The sequence below is a fragment of the Streptomyces sp. NPDC018019 genome (assembly GCF_044327805.1).
GTDB lineage: Bacteria > Actinomycetota > Actinomycetes > Streptomycetales > Streptomycetaceae > Streptomyces.
In genome coordinates this window covers 20337-35905 of the sequence record NZ_JBIRGD010000003.1, presented here as the reverse complement: position 1 = coordinate 35905, position 15569 = coordinate 20337, and the positions used below count along the sequence as shown (strand labels likewise).

The 15569-nt window shown below is 64.5% G+C and carries 17 protein-coding genes; 9 read left to right on the top strand and 8 right to left on the bottom strand.

Translation table 11 applies throughout. The annotated features are described in order from the left end of the window. Positions 1-479: 479 nt before the first annotated feature. Positions 480-932, bottom strand: coding sequence for a hypothetical protein (locus ACH4FX_RS05975; protein ID WP_398475594.1), 453 nt, complete (start codon positions 930-932; stop codon positions 480-482). A 482-nt stretch (positions 933-1414) separates the two neighbouring features. Between ACH4FX_RS05975 and ACH4FX_RS05970 the strand changes: the two genes are divergently transcribed. After that, the gene (locus tag ACH4FX_RS05970) at positions 1415-1825 is read left to right on the top strand and encodes a hypothetical protein (RefSeq protein ID WP_398475593.1); all 411 of its coding nucleotides are present in this window, start codon (positions 1415-1417) and stop codon (positions 1823-1825) included. Between the two features lie 36 nt (positions 1826-1861). Then, positions 1862-2785: a hypothetical protein gene (locus ACH4FX_RS05965; RefSeq protein ID WP_398475591.1), complete on the top strand. Its 924-nt coding sequence runs from the start codon at positions 1862-1864 to the stop codon at positions 2783-2785. 271 nt (positions 2786-3056) lie between these two features. Here the strand turns inward: ACH4FX_RS05965 and ACH4FX_RS05960 are convergent, their stop codons facing one another. From ACH4FX_RS05960 to ACH4FX_RS05950, 3 genes are all read right to left on the bottom strand, one after another. Then, positions 3057-3605 (bottom strand): hypothetical protein, encoded by a 549-nt coding sequence (locus tag ACH4FX_RS05960; protein WP_398475589.1) that lies wholly within the window; start codon positions 3603-3605, stop codon positions 3057-3059. Positions 3606-3950: 345 nt separating this feature from the next. Then, entirely contained in the window at positions 3951-4190 is a 240-nt protein-coding gene (locus ACH4FX_RS05955; protein WP_398475587.1) for a hypothetical protein, read from the bottom strand. Continuing rightward, positions 4187-4537, bottom strand: a complete 351-nt coding sequence (locus ACH4FX_RS05950; protein ID WP_398475585.1) for a hypothetical protein — start codon at positions 4535-4537, stop codon at positions 4187-4189. The genes ACH4FX_RS05955 and ACH4FX_RS05950 overlap by 4 nt, the downstream gene beginning before the upstream one ends. A gap of 728 nt (positions 4538-5265) precedes the next feature. Between ACH4FX_RS05950 and ACH4FX_RS05945 the strand changes: the two genes are divergently transcribed. Further along, the gene (locus ACH4FX_RS05945) at positions 5266-6495 is read left to right on the top strand and encodes an amidohydrolase family protein (RefSeq protein ID WP_398475583.1); all 1230 of its coding nucleotides are present in this window, start codon (positions 5266-5268) and stop codon (positions 6493-6495) included. Between the two features lie 203 nt (positions 6496-6698). Here ACH4FX_RS05945 and ACH4FX_RS05940 read toward each other — a convergent pair whose 3' ends face one another. After that, positions 6699-7472, bottom strand: a complete 774-nt coding sequence (locus tag ACH4FX_RS05940; RefSeq protein ID WP_398475581.1) for a GntR family transcriptional regulator — start codon at positions 7470-7472, stop codon at positions 6699-6701. A 412-nt stretch (positions 7473-7884) separates the two neighbouring features. On the opposite strand from ACH4FX_RS05940, the gene ACH4FX_RS05935 reads away from it, so the two are divergent. Both ACH4FX_RS05935 and ACH4FX_RS05930 read left to right on the top strand, forming a co-directional pair. After that, complete coding sequence (locus tag ACH4FX_RS05935) at positions 7885-8646, top strand: GntR family transcriptional regulator (protein WP_398475579.1); 762 nt, start codon at positions 7885-7887, stop codon at positions 8644-8646. 91 nt (positions 8647-8737) lie between these two features. Next, a complete protein-coding gene (locus ACH4FX_RS05930; protein ID WP_398476386.1) occupies positions 8738-9613 on the top strand; it encodes an FkbM family methyltransferase in 876 nt (291 codons plus the stop codon). Positions 9614-10036: 423 nt separating this feature from the next. Here the strand turns inward: ACH4FX_RS05930 and ACH4FX_RS05925 are convergent, their stop codons facing one another. Continuing rightward, positions 10037-10429: a DUF3515 family protein gene (locus ACH4FX_RS05925; RefSeq protein ID WP_398476385.1), complete on the bottom strand. Its 393-nt coding sequence runs from the start codon at positions 10427-10429 to the stop codon at positions 10037-10039. Positions 10430-10791: 362 nt separating this feature from the next. Here ACH4FX_RS05925 and ACH4FX_RS05920 point away from each other — a divergent pair, with 362 nt between their 5' ends. Next, complete coding sequence (locus ACH4FX_RS05920) at positions 10792-11274, top strand: RICIN domain-containing protein (RefSeq protein WP_398475577.1); 483 nt, start codon at positions 10792-10794, stop codon at positions 11272-11274. A 264-nt stretch (positions 11275-11538) separates the two neighbouring features. Here the strand turns inward: ACH4FX_RS05920 and ACH4FX_RS05915 are convergent, their stop codons facing one another. Together ACH4FX_RS05915 and ACH4FX_RS05910 are read right to left on the bottom strand one after the other, a co-directional pair. Further along, positions 11539-12297: a glycosyltransferase family 2 protein gene (locus tag ACH4FX_RS05915; RefSeq protein ID WP_398475575.1), complete on the bottom strand. Its 759-nt coding sequence runs from the start codon at positions 12295-12297 to the stop codon at positions 11539-11541. Between the two features lie 2 nt (positions 12298-12299). After that, on the bottom strand, positions 12300-13088 hold the full coding sequence (locus ACH4FX_RS05910; protein WP_398475573.1) for a GntR family transcriptional regulator: 789 nt from the start codon (positions 13086-13088) through the stop codon (positions 12300-12302). Between the two features lie 490 nt (positions 13089-13578). On the opposite strand from ACH4FX_RS05910, the gene ACH4FX_RS05905 reads away from it, so the two are divergent. Genes ACH4FX_RS05905 through ACH4FX_RS05895 form a run of 3 tightly spaced genes read left to right on the top strand, consistent with a single transcriptional unit; the run spans position 13579 to position 15450 of the window. After that, positions 13579-13872: a hypothetical protein gene (locus ACH4FX_RS05905; RefSeq protein ID WP_398475571.1), complete on the top strand. Its 294-nt coding sequence runs from the start codon at positions 13579-13581 to the stop codon at positions 13870-13872. Beyond that, entirely contained in the window at positions 13869-14102 is a 234-nt protein-coding gene (locus ACH4FX_RS05900; RefSeq protein ID WP_398475569.1) for a hypothetical protein, read from the top strand. Before ACH4FX_RS05905 ends, ACH4FX_RS05900 begins: the two co-directional genes overlap by 4 nt. Before the next feature lie 58 nt (positions 14103-14160). Beyond that, entirely contained in the window at positions 14161-15450 is a 1290-nt protein-coding gene (locus tag ACH4FX_RS05895) for a hypothetical protein (protein ID WP_398475568.1), read from the top strand. The last annotated feature ends 119 nt before the right edge of the window (positions 15451-15569 follow it).

Genomic DNA, 15569 nt, shown 5'->3' with positions numbered 1-15569 from the left:
CGCGGCCTCAGCCACAGATGTGACTGAGCGCGCTAGTTGTCCAGTGAGTGTGCAATCTGGCCAGTTGAGTACCCAGCGTCGATCACTGCGGACAGGTGCTTGGCGTGGGTGTCGAGCGTGCGCTTGAGGGCTGTGTAGCCCGTGCTGCTTCCGCGTGTGAGGTAGTGCCGCCCGGGGTCGTTCCGAGCTCCTGGTGGACAGGGGGCGAATCGCTGCTCACCTAGTCCGGATCACTGCCGAGCCGACCCACAGCCTCATCCGGCACGACGTACGGAAGGAACAACTCATCAAGGGAGCAGGTATGCGACCACACCGGCCCGACCTCGCGTACGGCGTCGACCAAGGAACTCACGCCACCAGCACACCGCGACCGGGGTGAACCAACGGCGAGAACACCGGAAACCAGATCGTCAGCCCCGGGCGGGGCTACCCTGTCCGCCCACACGCTCAACTGGCCAACTAGGTTACTCAGCCGCGAGTCAGTGGAACCAGACGACGAGGCGCACATTCTCCGCTCCGTGGATTTCGCTGAGGATGCGCATGACCTTCCAGACTCGGCCCCAGTCGGTATCGATCCCCGCAGCTGAGGCGCGGGTTCGTGTGCCTGAGGCGTCGGTCTCCTCCCAGTTCGTGGTCTCCAGCTCGGCCCAGGTCAGCCAGGTGGTCCCGTGCACATCGTGGGGGCCGCCGTAGCCGGTGAACTCACCTCGCAGCCCCTCCGAAGCGTCATCCGGAAAGCCACGTTCTTCCGCGAGGGGGCGGAAGCCGAAGTAGTTCCGGATTCCGAAAAGGCAGGCCAGGCCGTCGTAGGCGTTGCCCCTGTTGAGGAGAAAGAGATCGATGCCGACCTCCCATACGGAGTCCTCGTCGTCAGGGCCCCACAGACGGGCACCCGGCCGGCACTCGATCATTCCGCTGACATCTGTCGACATGCAGAGATCCTGCCTGCGCAGGCCAGGAGCTAGCACCTCCATATCCCGGACTCGCGCGTTACCGGTCGAGTCTCCGGCTTGGCCAGCGTTGCGCAGCTCCGCCAGCTGGAACGCTCAGTGGCCAACTACAACGCTCAGTCACAACAGACAGCCCGCCACGTTGGCGGGAGCGTTGAACGACCTTGCGGGCGTACGCACCGCCCACTGGTCTTAGCCCAGGAACCAGGAGGCAGCGGGGCGGACGGTGGGGCAGCTGCAATCACGCGTATGCCTCCATTGGGTGGCAACCGGGAGGTGATAGCCAACGGGTCCATCCACCATGCGCGACGTTCTCGACCGTGCGAGGGGTACCGTTCGCAGTCGCTGATGCCAGATGCGGAGTCAGAGTCTATGGCTGGCTGGATATCGTTCATTCTGAGCACTGATATGGGCCATCAGGCGGACTATCATCATGCTGATCCACGAGCTACGGAGAGGGTTTGATGAGCACAGACCTGGGAGGGCTGGCAGCTTCCGCCGCGAATACTGTCGTTGGGCTGATGCTCACCGATGCATGGGGGCAGACCAAGGAACGCGTGCTCGCACTCGTTCGTCGCTTCCGCCCTGAGCAGGAAGAATCTTTGGCCAACAGGCTCGAAGCCTCGCGCAGCGAACTGGAAAATGCCCAGAATGCTGGCGATGGTGAAGCTCTACAGGAAGTCTCGTCGGAGTGGGCTGGATGGCTCCGACGATTTTTGCGAGATTGTCCAGCCGCTGCCGACGACCTCAAGACTTTGCTTGAGGATAATAAAGCCATCGACGTCGGTTCCGGAACCGTGACGATCACGCAGTCCGCGCGAGCCTCAGGGAGGGCCCACATCTACCAAGCGGGAGGAAATCAATTCAATGGGTGATCGCTTCTGTGAGGCGCTCGGGGGAGGTGGGCGACTATGCGCCAAGATGCGACACGGGCGCAACAGGATGGGCACGCGTCAGAGAATGGAAACGTTCACCAACTCGGCCACGGAAAACAAGTCATTGGGTTAACTGGGCGTCACGTTATTGCCCTCGTCGCAGCGACGATGTCGCTGGCGTTGATGGGGATGCTCGCCTCCTATCTGTTATATAGAAGCGAAACCCATCGCGATCCCGTCGGCGGCGCATTACCCGAAAGTCCGCGGACGGTTGCCGAAGGTGGTGACGTAAAGGTCGCCGTGGGCATGCAAGCGGAAGGGGGGTCAGTCGCCTCGAAATATATGCCGAACGCGGCCGAAGAGCGTAAGCACTTCGCCGTCCTGGGTTCAGGGTGGGGTTCAGCAGAATACCGTTCCTTTGCTCGAAAGCAGCATCTGGTCCGTACGGGTGGAAATGCAGTTAAGCTGTCGGTGACCAACGTGGGGGAACGTCGCATTCGAGTGATTAATATAAAGCCGATACAGCTTCGCCGCGAGGAGCCCATCGATGAGGTTGTGTACGAACCTTGCTGCGGGGCTGGAGGTGAAGAGGGGCTTATTGCGGACTTGGACCTGGACTCGCCTCAGCCTCGGCTGATCGTCGACAAGGCAGAATATTTCAAAGGTCATTCGATTCCTGTTGATCCGGGCGACAGCTTTGACGTGTTCGTAAACTATACTTCGAAAAAGTACTACGCTTCATTTCTCTTCGAAGTGAATTACCTGAACGGCGTCGGCGAGCTCAAAGCGTTGCCCGTCGAGGATTACGATCCCGTCGCGAGGGGTGAGCGGCGTTTCGAGGTTACAGCGCCACCAGCGGGCGGCCTGTCCGGTTACAAAAGGATTTATCGCCCCATGCAGTTGGAGCCGGACCCGAAGACGGGTGCAGCCCGATTTCGTTACCAGCGAATTGCGCAATAGTTTTCAAGTGCTACGGCGCTATGCGCCGCGCGTGACATCCACTTACAGTAGGCAAGTGCGGCCGTTCAAGTAGGCTTTCGGCGTCCGACCACCCCAGCTACTACGATGTCACCCTTTGGCCTTGGCTGAGCTGCTCGTTGCTGTCGCATGGGGCGGCGGGGTGTGCCGGAGTGTAGCGGAGACAGGAGCGGTGGCGCGGTCCCGCCGGGCCGCTTTGGCGAGCCACCTTGGGCTCGTGGACGAAGTAGTAACTCACGTCGACGAGGCGGGTTCATGCGCCAGGGCTGTCGCGCTCCGGTCGAGGAGGGGGCAGAAGCAGGTCACGCTCTGGGTGCTTGCTCCCACTGACGCTGCCCTGAACCCCCAGATCCTCCCGAGCCGCTTCGTGAAAGTCGTTGATGGCGCGGAAGACGGCTCGGTTTCGGTCTCGCCACTGCTGCAAGGTGCCCGTCACCTTGCCGGCGGCTTGCCAGTCGACTTCGAGGGCCACCGCGTTGAGGTCGTGGGCTGCCTCCACGACGTCGTCGCCGCCGAGCAGCATGACTCGTTCGAAGGCTCTGCCTCGGAGGCGTCCTGCCTCCGCTACGTCCGCGAGCAGCTCCTGCTCCGGCTTCTCCGCCTCGCGCATGCCCTCGCGTTGTTCGTAGAGCTGGGCGGCCAGGAAGATGCAGGCCCGCATGCGGTCGATGTAGGTCTCGTAGGCGCTGAGCTTCTTGTCGTCCCACCGGGTCTTGAGCTGGTACCTGTTGCGGCTCCGCTCCATGAGGAAGTTCGCCACGTACGAGCTCATCGCGCCCAGGAGCACAGCAGCGATCGTCACGAACTGCTCAGTGGTCCCCAAGCCAGCCCCCAGACACGGAACTTGTGTCGTCGTGTTGAGGAGTTTATGAGTGCGGAGGGCCTCGTGGGGGCGGTGGTGTCAGCCTGCGCCGGGAATAGACAGGCAATCGGTACGCGCGTGGGACGCAACGATGTGCAGCCCGGTTCCCAGTGGAGCTACAGCTGGGAACCGGGCTGCCGGTGCCGGACTCAGCCGACACCGCCTCTCGGCCGGTGGTGCCTCGGTGACGACGCTCGGCGGTGTGGGCCGTCGAGCTGGCACGCCGAGAGGTTTGGAGACCAGGGGCGGCCAGGCCCGTACTAGCTCGGCGGCCCCCGGTCGGTCTTAGGCGGGTCGGTCGGCGGGGCTGTCGGCTGGCCGAGCGTTGAAGTACTGGAAGGCGATCAGCTCGTACCTGGTGCACGTGGACAGGCCTGCGTGCTTCAGGCACCAGAGCTGTGCCTCATCGGACGTGTTGGTATCGGTGGACTGGGCGAAGCACTTCAGGCACTTCGCGTAGTAGCGGATCTCTGTGTCCGGAGCGGCGCTCAGCGTCCACTCGGTGAAGCGGTAGGTCGACCTCATGTCGGCTCCCCTGCCGACCGCGGGGAGATCTCAAGGTCGTCGTCGGAGTCGTCGTCATCGTCGCGCTCGGGGATGCGTTCACCGCGGCTGTCTGCGACTCGTAGCGCATCGGCCAGGGCTTCGCGCAGCCGGCGGGCCAGGAAGCGGAGCTCGCCCGGTGACGCCTTGGGGTCGTCCAGCAACCGGTCGGCGTGGCCGAGGATCTCTTCACCGATGTTGAGCTGTACCTCCTCCATGCTGTCCGCCAGGCGCGAGACGAAGCCGGGGGATCCGTTCGTCGCTACGTAGCACTGCTGCCCGTCCGGGCCGGACCAGGGAAGCAGCCGCAGCCCCGGTGCGGTGCTCATGGCGCCACCTGCACACCGTGAATCCGGTACGGGCCGACGTCGACGCCGTGGACGGCCAACCACAGAGCTCGGCGACGTTGCCGCTGTAGTCGTGCCATTTCCTGCTGTTCGTACGCGATCAGGTACGGGCGGATGAGGGCAACGTCTTCGCCTCGTAGCGGCAGGGCATGGCGGGTGGGCCGGCGGCTGGTCAGTACGGGTTCCGCGGCCGGGAGGAATCGGGTAGCGCCTGCGCGATGGCGCCCTTGGCTAGGGAACGGCCGCTGAAGGAGCGACTTGATGAAGCGAGCGGTACGGTGCGGCATGTTGACCTGCACTCTCAGGTTGGCCACGCCCCCGGGCCGTTCGCCGCGGCCGCGGGGGTCTCTGTCGTTCAGGTGTCAGGAAGCTTGGGACTTGAGTGATCCGCGAGTCTGATCGCCGCTAGGTCGTACGCGGTGCTTGGCGGTGTCAGATGGCAGCTGCAGCGCGGGTCAATCACACAACGTGAAGCTAGTTAACTAGCATAGTGGTCGGCGGCAGTTCTGCCAGCCCCTTCGCCTTTTCGCTCTCCGGCTAGCCAGGCCCGCCTCGGGGCTCCTGGCCTCCGACCCGGTGGCGCTCGGTGGCGTTCTGCCGCCGAGAAGGCGGCATCGGCAATGGCTTGTTGCTTGTGCAGGCCGTATATACCCTCGAGCTGACGGGGCGTCAGGTACGTCGCCGTTGCGGCAACCGCTGAGAGGGGCCTCATGACTGGCCAGACGAACGGCACCACCGACACCATCGAAATCCCCCGCGTGATCAGCGTGGACGACCACGTGATCGAACCGGCGCACCTCTTCGATGCCTGGCTGCCCGCGAAGTACCGCGAGCTCGGGCCGCAGCCGTTCACCGCCGGAATCGGCGAGCTGGCGTACGTCGGCGGCAAGTACAAGTTCACGACGGATCCGGCCGGCCAGCTGACCGACTGGTGGCGGTACGAGGGAGATCTCTTCCCGTACAAGCGGATCATCGCGGCCGTCGGCTTCTCAAGGGACGAGATGACGCTCGACGGCATCACCAGGGATCAGATGCGGCGTGGCTGTTGGGACCCGAAGGCGCGCCTCGCGGACATGGACCTCAACCACGTCGAGGCGTCGCTGTGCTTCCCCACCTTCCCCCGGTTCTGCGGGCAGACGTTCGCCGAGTCCCAGGACAAGGAAGTCGGCCTGGCGTGCGTCCGCGCGTACAACGACTGGATGGTTGAAGAGTGGTGCGGGGACAGCGGCGGTCGGCTGATTCCCCTTTGCCTGATCCCGTTGTGGGACGTCGAACTGGCAGTGCAGGAGATTCGGCGAAACGCTGCCCGAGGGGTGCGGGCCGTGACGTTCAGCGAGATCCCCACCTACCTGGGGCTGCCGAGTATCCACTCGGGATACTGGGATCCATTCTTCGCCGAGTGCGAGGCGACGGGGACGGTGGTGTGCATGCACATCGGTTCGTCGTCGCAGATGCCGGCCGCCTCGCCCGATGCTCCCCCAGCCGTGCAAGCGTCACTGTCCTTCAACAACGCCATGGCGTCGATGATGGATTTCCTCTTCAGTGGCGTCCTGGTCAAGTTTCCTCGGCTGAAGCTGGCCTACGCGGAAGGGCAGATGGGCTGGGTCCCGTACGCCTTGGAGCGCGCCGACGACGTGTGGGAAGAGCACCGCGCCTGGGGCGGCGTACGCGACCTGATCCCCGAGCCGCCCTCCACGTACTACTACCGGCAGATCTTTTGCTGTTTCTTCCGCGACAGGCACGGCGTCGCCTCGATCGAAACGGTCGGCGTCGACAACGCCACCTTCGAGACCGACTACCCACACGTCGACTCCACCTGGCCGCACACCAAAAAGGTGGCCGCGGACCACGTGGCCGGCCTGCCTCCGGACGTGGCTTACAAGATCCTACGTGGGAATGCGATCCGAATGCTCGACCTGGACTTCGACAAGACGCGGTGACGGCCGAGGGTTAGGTGCCGGTTCGCTCTGGCGGCAACGCAACAAGCGCCTGGTCGGCGGCTGCTACTCCGGATCAACTTCGGCGCCTGCGGATTCAGTCCGACGGACGCCCGTTGATTCAGCTCAGAAGCGAGCGGAGCTGACCGTCGAGGCGGCCGCACCGGTGGGCTGGTCCCGGTACAGCCGCCATGCACAGTGATACTTCAGCAGGACTGGCGCGTACGTACGCACGGCGTGGAGTACACCGCCGCCACGCGGTCCCCGGACATCACCAGGTCAGCCGTCTCCACCACCGTGCCGTGCGTGTCGTAAGACGTGCGCTGAATCTCGATCACCGCCACACCGGGAGAGATGCCAAGCTCTGCAGCCTCTCTCACGCTCGGGGGCCTCGCTGTCAGCCGTTCGACGACGTGGCCCAAGGCGATGCCGGCCTCGGTCAGCCAGTCCACGTACTCGTTGCCCCACGGGGAAGCGGTGCTCGTCAGTGGCGTTGGTGCCGAGGCCACCATCGCGTACAGCAGGTAGGAGCGCACGATGCTGTACGGAGCTTCGTCCTTCGGGCGCCGACCGCGGTAGACGAACTCAAGCAGCCGCGTCTCGACCCGCACGTTCATCCGCGACGCCAGCTCATCGTTGGCACGGATCTCGCAGCAGCTGACGGTGACCTCTGGTAAGTCGTCGAGAGCGCGCTCCAGCAAAGAACCGGTGGGGCTGGAGGGTTGAGCAGCTCGACCGACCCGGTCGTTCGCGTACTCGATTTTTTGGTCCACCGCTCGGACGAAATTACCCTTACCGTGGCGCTTCTCGATCAGCCCCTCCACCTGCAGAACATTCAGCGCGTGCCGCACGGTCGGCAAGCCGACACGGTGCTGGAGCGCAAGGGCGCTCTCGGAAGGCAATCGCGCGGCGGCGGGTAGGGCCCCGTCCTCGATCTGCTTACGCAGGTCCGCGGCGATCTGCTCATACCGATTAGCCATGCGGGGTCATCGCCTCCTTGGGCTCGGACGCAGGGGATCTCCTCTTGTCGGTGTTCACGGGTCCATGTCCTCGTCGCGTCTGCTGGGAGCTGTCCGACCCGGCATCGTCCAGATGAGGGCCCACGCGGTGAGCCCCTGCTCGTTTCCACGAAGGCCGAATCGGTCAGCGCGATCTAATGCGGCAAGGAGGGCCTGCCAGCGTGTTGGCGACGGCTCGTCGGGCACCTTGGTCACGACGTGGATCCGGGTGAGGCGACGATGAACGTGCGGCTCGTAACCAGCCGCGGTGAGCCGTGCCGCGATTTCCTGCGCTCGGGATGCGGGTGCAGGCACGGCGGGTCCTCCGTTGCAGATGGATCACTCACTGTGAAGCTGGTTAACTAGACTAGAGCTAGTGGACTAGATTTGCCACATGCCTGAGCAGCCTCCGTACCTCGCCGTCGCTGACCGGCTCCGGCAGAGCATCGCCAACGGCGACTGGTCCCCCGGTGATCGGCTCCCTTCGCGCGCGCAGCTCGCCGGCGAGTACGGGGTGGGAGACAACGTCATCCGCCGCGCGCAGGAACTCCTCATCGCTCAGGGCCTCTTGGAAGGACGAGCTGGGTCCGGAACCTACGTGGCGGAGCCTCGGCAGCGGCTGCGCATGGTCCGGTCCTGGTCGCGGGAGCAGCGCGACGGGTCGCCGTTCCGCGCTGACATGGCCGGGCTCGGGAAGCGCGGTACGTGGGAGCACAGCACCGAGGCGAAGGTTCCGGCCCCGCGCGAGATCGCAACGCGCCTCGGTATCGCCGAGGGAGATTTGTGCGTCCGCACGGCGTACGAGTTCCTCGCCGACGGGAAGCCGGTGCAGTTGTCGACCAGCTGGGAGCCGTACAGCATCACTGAGGGAACGATCGTGGTGCTGCCCGAGGGCGGTCCGTACGCCGGCCGAGGTGTCATCGAGCGAATGGCCGCTATCGGTGTCGTGATCACTCATGCCATCGAGCAGCCGGAACCCCGGCGGGCCACCGCCGCGGAGGCGAATCTTCTCGGCATTCAGAAGAGCGCACTGGTGACTCATATCCGGCGTACGTACATCTCGGAGGACGGCCGGCCGGTCGAGACGGCGGACATCGTCGTACCGGACGCGTACTGCGAGATCGTTTACGAGGTGCCGATCGAACGCCGTGCGTAGGGTGATCCGCACGGCCGCCGGCTCGACCTCTTCGGGGACTCAGGTGACTTCTCTCCTCACGCAGTTCAAGCTCGACCTCTCCCGCTGGTACGTGCGCTACGCCCCCGGCACGCTCGGCAAGGCCGACATTGTGGACAGCTTTCTCAACTCCGAGCTGCGTGACCACCCCCGCATCCGCCGGGCTCGTACCCGCTTCGGCGCGACGTTCGTCACCGACACCCAGGACCTGATCCAGCGGTACATCTACCTCTTCGGGGTATGGGAGCCGCATCTGACGCGTTGGCTGGAGCGTCGGCTTCGGCCTGGCGACGTCTTCGTGGATGTCGGGGCGAACATCGGCTACTACAGCCTGCTCGCCTCGCGGTTAGTCGGGGCAGAGGGCGCTGTGGTTGCTCTGGAGGCCTCCCCTGACTTCCACCGGGTACTGCTCAAGCAGGCCGCGATCAACAAGTGCCGCAACGTGCGGGCGGTGAACACCGCGATCTCCGATCGGGACGAGATGCTCACCTTCGTCCTCGCCAGCTCCCACAACATGGGAGCGAACAGCATCGTGCCGTATGCCGGCGAGGCCGAGTCCACCTTCAAAGTGGCTGCTCAGCCGCTGGGGGACGTACTCAGCGCTGATGAGCTCGCGCGAGCGCGGGTGATCAAGATTGATGTGGAGGGGGCTGAAGGCGCTGTTGTCCGGGGGCTGGCCCCTTTGCTCGACCAGCTACGGCCCGACTTGGAGTTGGCGATCGAGGTGACTCCCCAGCGGATGCTCGAACTGGGGGATTCGGCCGAGGAACTGCTGAGGGCTCTGCGAGCGCACAGATTCAATGTTTATCGCCTTGCGAACGACTACGCTGCGGGGCGTTACCCGGCTGCCCTACGGCTGGAATCCCAAATACCAGTGCGGTGGGAGCAGCTGATCACCGAGGAGAGCGAACTAGTCTTCAGCCGGATCGACGCCGAGACTCTGCCGTAACTGCTGCTGTTCGCATGGAGCATCGGAGGCCTTCTGAGCGGTGAGAGCCAGCTCAGCCTCCTCTGCCTAGAGCCGAGCAACAAACGGTGTCGACTGGCGAGACACTCCGTAGCCGCGGGACCAGGTTTCTGATTTTAGGAGCGCGCTGGGCTGGCGCTAGCCTAGAAAAATATGACCTTCCGCCCGACTGCCAATTACAGGAAGAGGCAACTCGGGCGGCGGCTCAACAAGCAACGGCCTCATCAGCGACGAGTTATAAATAGAGTGGGTTGGCCTCTGTAAGAGCAGCCACCCAGTCATTTCGACTCGCGATCGCACTGTCGAAAGGGCGCCCATAAGGCGATCAAGTCGGCAGGTCTTGTAGGGCACTTTTGGTGCATCGTAGCGCTCAAGACATCAGCGGCTACCAGAACTCGTAGGGCATCAAATGCACTTCGAGGTCTGCGGAATAGCTCGTGCGGCCTTGTCTAGTGACACCAGAGCGTCACCTGCGGATTGCGAATCGCTCAGAAAAGTAACTTCAATGGCAGGGTTCCGGCCGTACGTTGTCACCACCCGCTCCCCTCCATCCTTCGCCCTTGCCTCATCAAGGACCCAGTCAATCCCATTCACATTCATGCACGTATCAGTCGTGGGCTTCAATGGCTTAACGCCACACCGCATAACGATCGTCGGGTCCCCCCATGCCACTACTCCTGATGCATTAACCTCGTAGCGGGATTTCCCGAGCAATTGCTGCGGCGCCTCAGCTGTAACGGCATCACAGAGTGAATTCTTCGAGTCTGGGGCCGCCGTAACCTGGTATCCCGGCTCCATCCATCGATAAATGCATACCGATATGGCCAGGAGACCGATAAGCCCCAGCCCCAGAAATAGGCGCGATTTGCGTGCCATCGAACCAACCTTCAAAGAGAACACCCTGCCTAGCCAACCCGGATCCACAAACCACCCTAACCGGCCTCATAGCCGTAGCCGTACAGGGATGTTCGGCACCTCGCAACCCGGTTAGCCACCTAACGATACCAAACAGGCAAATAGAGCGAACTTCCCTTTCTGGGAGTTTCGGGCATAGCCGACCTGGCGACATGGGACATCTACCTTCGAAACCACCTGCAGGGCATCGCAAGCATGTGCTAGGTTTTCGATGTAAGCTTCACTTAAGTCCCAAAGGGGTGGGTATGCGTAACACGGTAAAAATTGCTTCCATCGGTGCCGCCATCACCGCAACGCTGGCCATCTCCACTACGCCCGCCAGCGCCGCTTCATACACGCATACTCGCCTGGAGAATGTCTGGAGCTACAAGTGCCTGGGCACGGGCAGTGAAAAGGGGAGCGGCGCCCAGCTCATTCAGTGGACCTGCGACGGCTCTCGCGATCTTCGCTGGACCATCACCCCGACCTCGGGTGGGTACTACACCATCAAGAATGACTGGTCGGGAAAGTGCATGGCAGTAGCGGGGTCCGCGTACGGCAATGGCGCAAAGGTTATCCAGTGGGACTGCAAGGGGTACGAAGACCAGAAGTGGGCGCTCTCCGGGTCTGAGATCATCAATGCCCACAGCGGCAAGTCTGTTGGCGTCGGCAGCAGCAAGGCCAACGGCGCTGGAGCGATTCAGTGGACCAAGGGAGCTGGTTATGATCAGCTCTGGGGTCTGTCTTAATCATTTTGACTGAAGCGCAGCATCAAGTGGCCGGGGCCCTCACCGAGATGTCTCGGTGAGGGCCCCGGCCACTAATCAGTCTTGGCTTCTGCTGAACGTTTTCAAATCAGCTGCTCTGCACGTAGGTGCGCCTCCGAATCGAATGGCATCAGCACGTCGCTCGCCCTCAACAGGCTGCTTGAGGTCGCGCAATGAGGCGCTGGACAAGCTACCGCTCCCGCTCAGCAGCTCTCGCATGGAGAGTTGCACCGATTCAGCTCTCGATCACTCAGCGGTGTGCCGCCATCCACCCATAGCCGCCAAAACCCGAGCCCGCGCCTCCACAACCGCGAACCGCGCTTTGCGCTCGCCTTCATGAACATGAGCCGCCTGGTTAGTCGCCTGACCAGGCCACTTGCGGTACAGCAGCCCCGTCTCCGCGGAGAAGTGGCCGCGACTGACCGCGCTCAGGGCCATCAGTAGACCGGTGTCCTCGCTCGCCGGCAGGGCCATCCAGCCGCCCAGCGCCAGGAGCAGGTCGCGGCGCATGAAGAGGGTCGCCGGGTGGACCTGGGCGCGGTAGTTGTGGGCCTTCCAGTGCTGGAGGACGGCGCCGCGTTCGATCGGGCCCTCGGGTGGGTCCTGGTCGAAGCCGACGGTGGAGCCGTCGGGCATGAGGTCCAGTACGCGGGAGGTGGCCCAGCCGAGCGAGGTGTCGGCGGTGAGGGCCTGGAGGTCGCGTGCCAGGGCGCCGGAGGCCAGCATGTCGTCAGCGTCGAGCACCTTGACGAACTCACCTTCGGCGCGTGACAGGCCCAGGGTGCGTGCGACCGCGGCGCGCCCCTGCCGGCCCTGGCCGAAGGAGATCCGCGGGTCGTCGGGCAGGTGAGGGGTCACGGCGTCTGTCTCGCCGTCCTCCTGGATCACCCACTGCCAGTCCCAGCCGTCGGGCAGCTGCTGCTCGGTGAGCGACTTGTGCGCGTCGGCCAGGAACTTGGCGGCCGGCGGATGGACGGCCGTGATCACGGTGATGAGGTTCGTCATTGTCACCACCGGTCCAGACGGGTCGTGAACACCAGCTCGGTGCGGTCGCCGGGCATGATCACGTCGGAGACGTCCACCACCCGCCCCTCGGTGTCAATGGAGATCTTGCGGAGCACGATCACGGAGACGCCCTTCTGGAGGCCGAGCTCCTCGGCCTCCTCTGATGTCGGAGGCCGGGCCGTTATCCGCTCGACGATGTGGTCGAGCTCGATGCCGATGGTGTGCAGCTGGCTCTGCGTGCCACCCGGCCACGGCTCGTTGGCCTCGTCGAGAAGGTCAGGGTTGGCCGCCACCACGTCGTAGACGAGGTGCGAGCACACGAGGCTGAAGGCCGCGTCTTCGTCGCGCGGGTAGGTGCGGTAGACGCGTTCGAGCAGTCGGGTGCCTACGGGGACGGAGAACGCTGCGGCCAGGTCCTCGTCGGCCTTGATTTCCCGGTACTGGGCTTTGAAGACGAGATCGGAGACAGTGAGGCCGGTGTCGTGCTCGGTGGAGCCGGTCTTCTCGCGCTCAGCCTGCGTGAGACGCGCCCGGTCCTTCTCCCACTGGTGACGCTCGTTGGTGCGCTCCACGCGCTGCGGAGGCTTACGGACGAAGTTGCCGACTCCGTGCCGCTTGTCGATCAGCCCCTCGGCCAGTAGCTCGCCCAGCGCGTCGCGCATCGTCGGCACGCTGGTCTTGTACTGCTTCGCGAGTGTGGTCTCTGCCGGCAAGCGCTCTCCCGGCTTCAGCTGGCCTGCACGGATGTGCTGACGCAGCTCGTCAGCGATCCGCTCGTACTTCTTGGCCATGTGGTGCTCACCGTCCCTGATCGTTGGACGGTTTCAGCATAAGTCCTCAAGAGGAGTTGACGACATCAGGAGTGGGCCCTATGTTCATGAGCACTCCTTAAGAGGAGTAGAGGACAAGAGGTCTTCGAGACTTCTTGTGCCGCTCGCCTATGCCTGCCTGGTCCGGCAGCGCCATGCGAACCCGCAGTACTCGCGCCCGGAGACCTCCGTGAAACGGGGTCGAAGGAAGCGTCCGTTCCTTGAGAACTGAATGGCACGGCGCCTGGCAAGCAGACCGTGCACGTACCAGTGGTTTTGGCCCTGGCGCCTCCTCGCGGAGGCGCTGGCGGCCATGGCCACTCGTCCACCACGAATGGTCGCCGCTGCCCCGGCCCTCGCCGACGCGCGGCTTGCTCAACACAGATCTGCCGGAGCGCCGGTACTCCCGTGCAAAGGACAACGCCGTCGCCCCGGGGCTCCCTGCCAGCCCAATCAGATCAGGAGAGCACCCATGAAGCACTGGTTCGGCAACCACCAGTTCGTCATCGATGACGTAGAGCTGTCCCTCGGTACGCCACCCGAGCTCTGGCTCGGCGTGGAAGGCGAGAGCGCGGAAGAGCGCGCGGCACGGCTGGACGCGGGCCGCGGAATCCTCGCCGACGCGCCCGACCTGCTCGACCTCGTCATCCGAATCACCGTGGCCGCGATCGAGGAGGACGCGCCCGACCTGCTCGGGTACACGCCCAGCGGCAGCGCCCGCCTCGCCGGCCGGCCCACGACGTACGCGGAAGGACTTCCCCTGTGAACGGTTACTTCGACTACGACGAGACCGAGTACGACTTCACGCCCGTGAACGCCCCGGAGAAGCCGGCCACCCCGAAGTGCGACCGGTGCAGGTTCCTGCCGGGTGAAGCCGTCGCTGTCGGCCCGCTGTTCGCGGTCTGCGCCTGCTGGATCGGGCAGGGCGCCCCCGAGGGGGAGTGCGAGTGCGGCCCCGAGCGTGGGGAGGTGGCGGGTGGCCACGCCCCCGACTGATCCAACTGCGCCGTCGGTCCTTCCGCCGTCGAGTCCGACGGCGGAAGGACCTGCCCCGGTGACGGAACAGGAAGCCAGAGCAGCTCGCCGAGCGATCGAGCAGTTGGAGAAGATCGGGCGCCTGGTGACCCGCTCCCTGCTGGTGCTAGGTTTCGGGGCTCTGATCTTCACCTGCGTCAACGTCACCACGTTCGCCATCCAGCACCACGTACCGGGCTGGGTGGCCTGGATGCTCGACCCGCTTGCGTCGCTGGCCCTGCTGACCGTCTTGTACGTCGACGGGGTCCTGGCCGAGCAGGGCGACTACCGGGCGAGCGGGTGGCCGTTCGTCCTGCGCTGGTTCGCAGGGCTGTCGACCTGGATCATGAACTGTTGGCAGTCTCTGTACCCGGACGGCGTTTTCCGGATCATCCCCGGACAGGCGGATGCCGGCGGCCTGCTGCTTCACTCGGTGGCGCCGTTCCTGCTGATCATCTTGGCCGAGGCGTCCGCTGGCTACCGCACGTATCTCGCCGCCAAGGCCGCCGCTCACCGCGGCACGATCCGCGCATGGGAAGACGCTCGCGCCGCCGACCGTGCCACCCGTGAGCGGCATGCGCGGGAAGAGCGCGAGCGAGCCGAAGCAGCCGAACGTGAGCAGGCTCTGGAAGCGGCTCGCGCAGCGCGGCAGCAGGACGAGCGTGAGGCGGAACGCGAAGCGCGCGAGCACTCCGCGCGCCTGGCTCGTGAGGTGCAGCAGGCGGAAATCGAGAAAGCTCGCGAGCTGGCCCGCATCGAGCAGGAAAACGAAGAACGGGCCGCGCGGCGAGAAGCGGAGCGACTGCGCGTCGAAGCGGAAATCGAGGCAGCGGAACGGGATCGTGCGGCTGAGCGTGAGGCTCTGCGCATCAAGGCGGAAGCCGAGGCCAGGGTCGTTGAAGAGGCTGAGCGCACGAAGCGGGAGGCAGCTGCCGAGCGGCGTGAGCGCGCTCAGCGCAGTCGCGCCAAGCACCGTCGGAACAGTACGGGCGGTGCTTCGAAGAGTGGTCTCGCGGCTCCCTCGATTTCCGATGACCCCGGCTCGAAAAGTGGGGGGCGCGTGCCGCGTGAGATCAGAGCGGCACAGCGAGAGAAGGCCGAACGCGAGGCGGCCGCAGCGCTCTTGGACGGCCGTACGCCGGACCCGGTCGCGCTCGCTCAGAGATACGGACTCGGCGAGACGTGGGGCGGCGACCGCGTCCGTGCGGCCCGTCGACGCCTCGAAGAAGAAGCCGGCTTCGAGGAGGCGGTCATCTTCTCGGTTCTCGAAGTCGAGTGTGGTGCGGTCGAGGTAACCGAAGAGCTTCAGGCCCAGGGCGCCCGGTCGTAGAAGCCAGTCAGTCAGAGATCCGATAAGCCAGCAACCAACACGTCCATCGGCGTGAGCCCGGTGGTCCACCGTCCAAAGTCTTCCACCGGGCTCTGCCGCTCCCCCAGCGATGAAGGAGC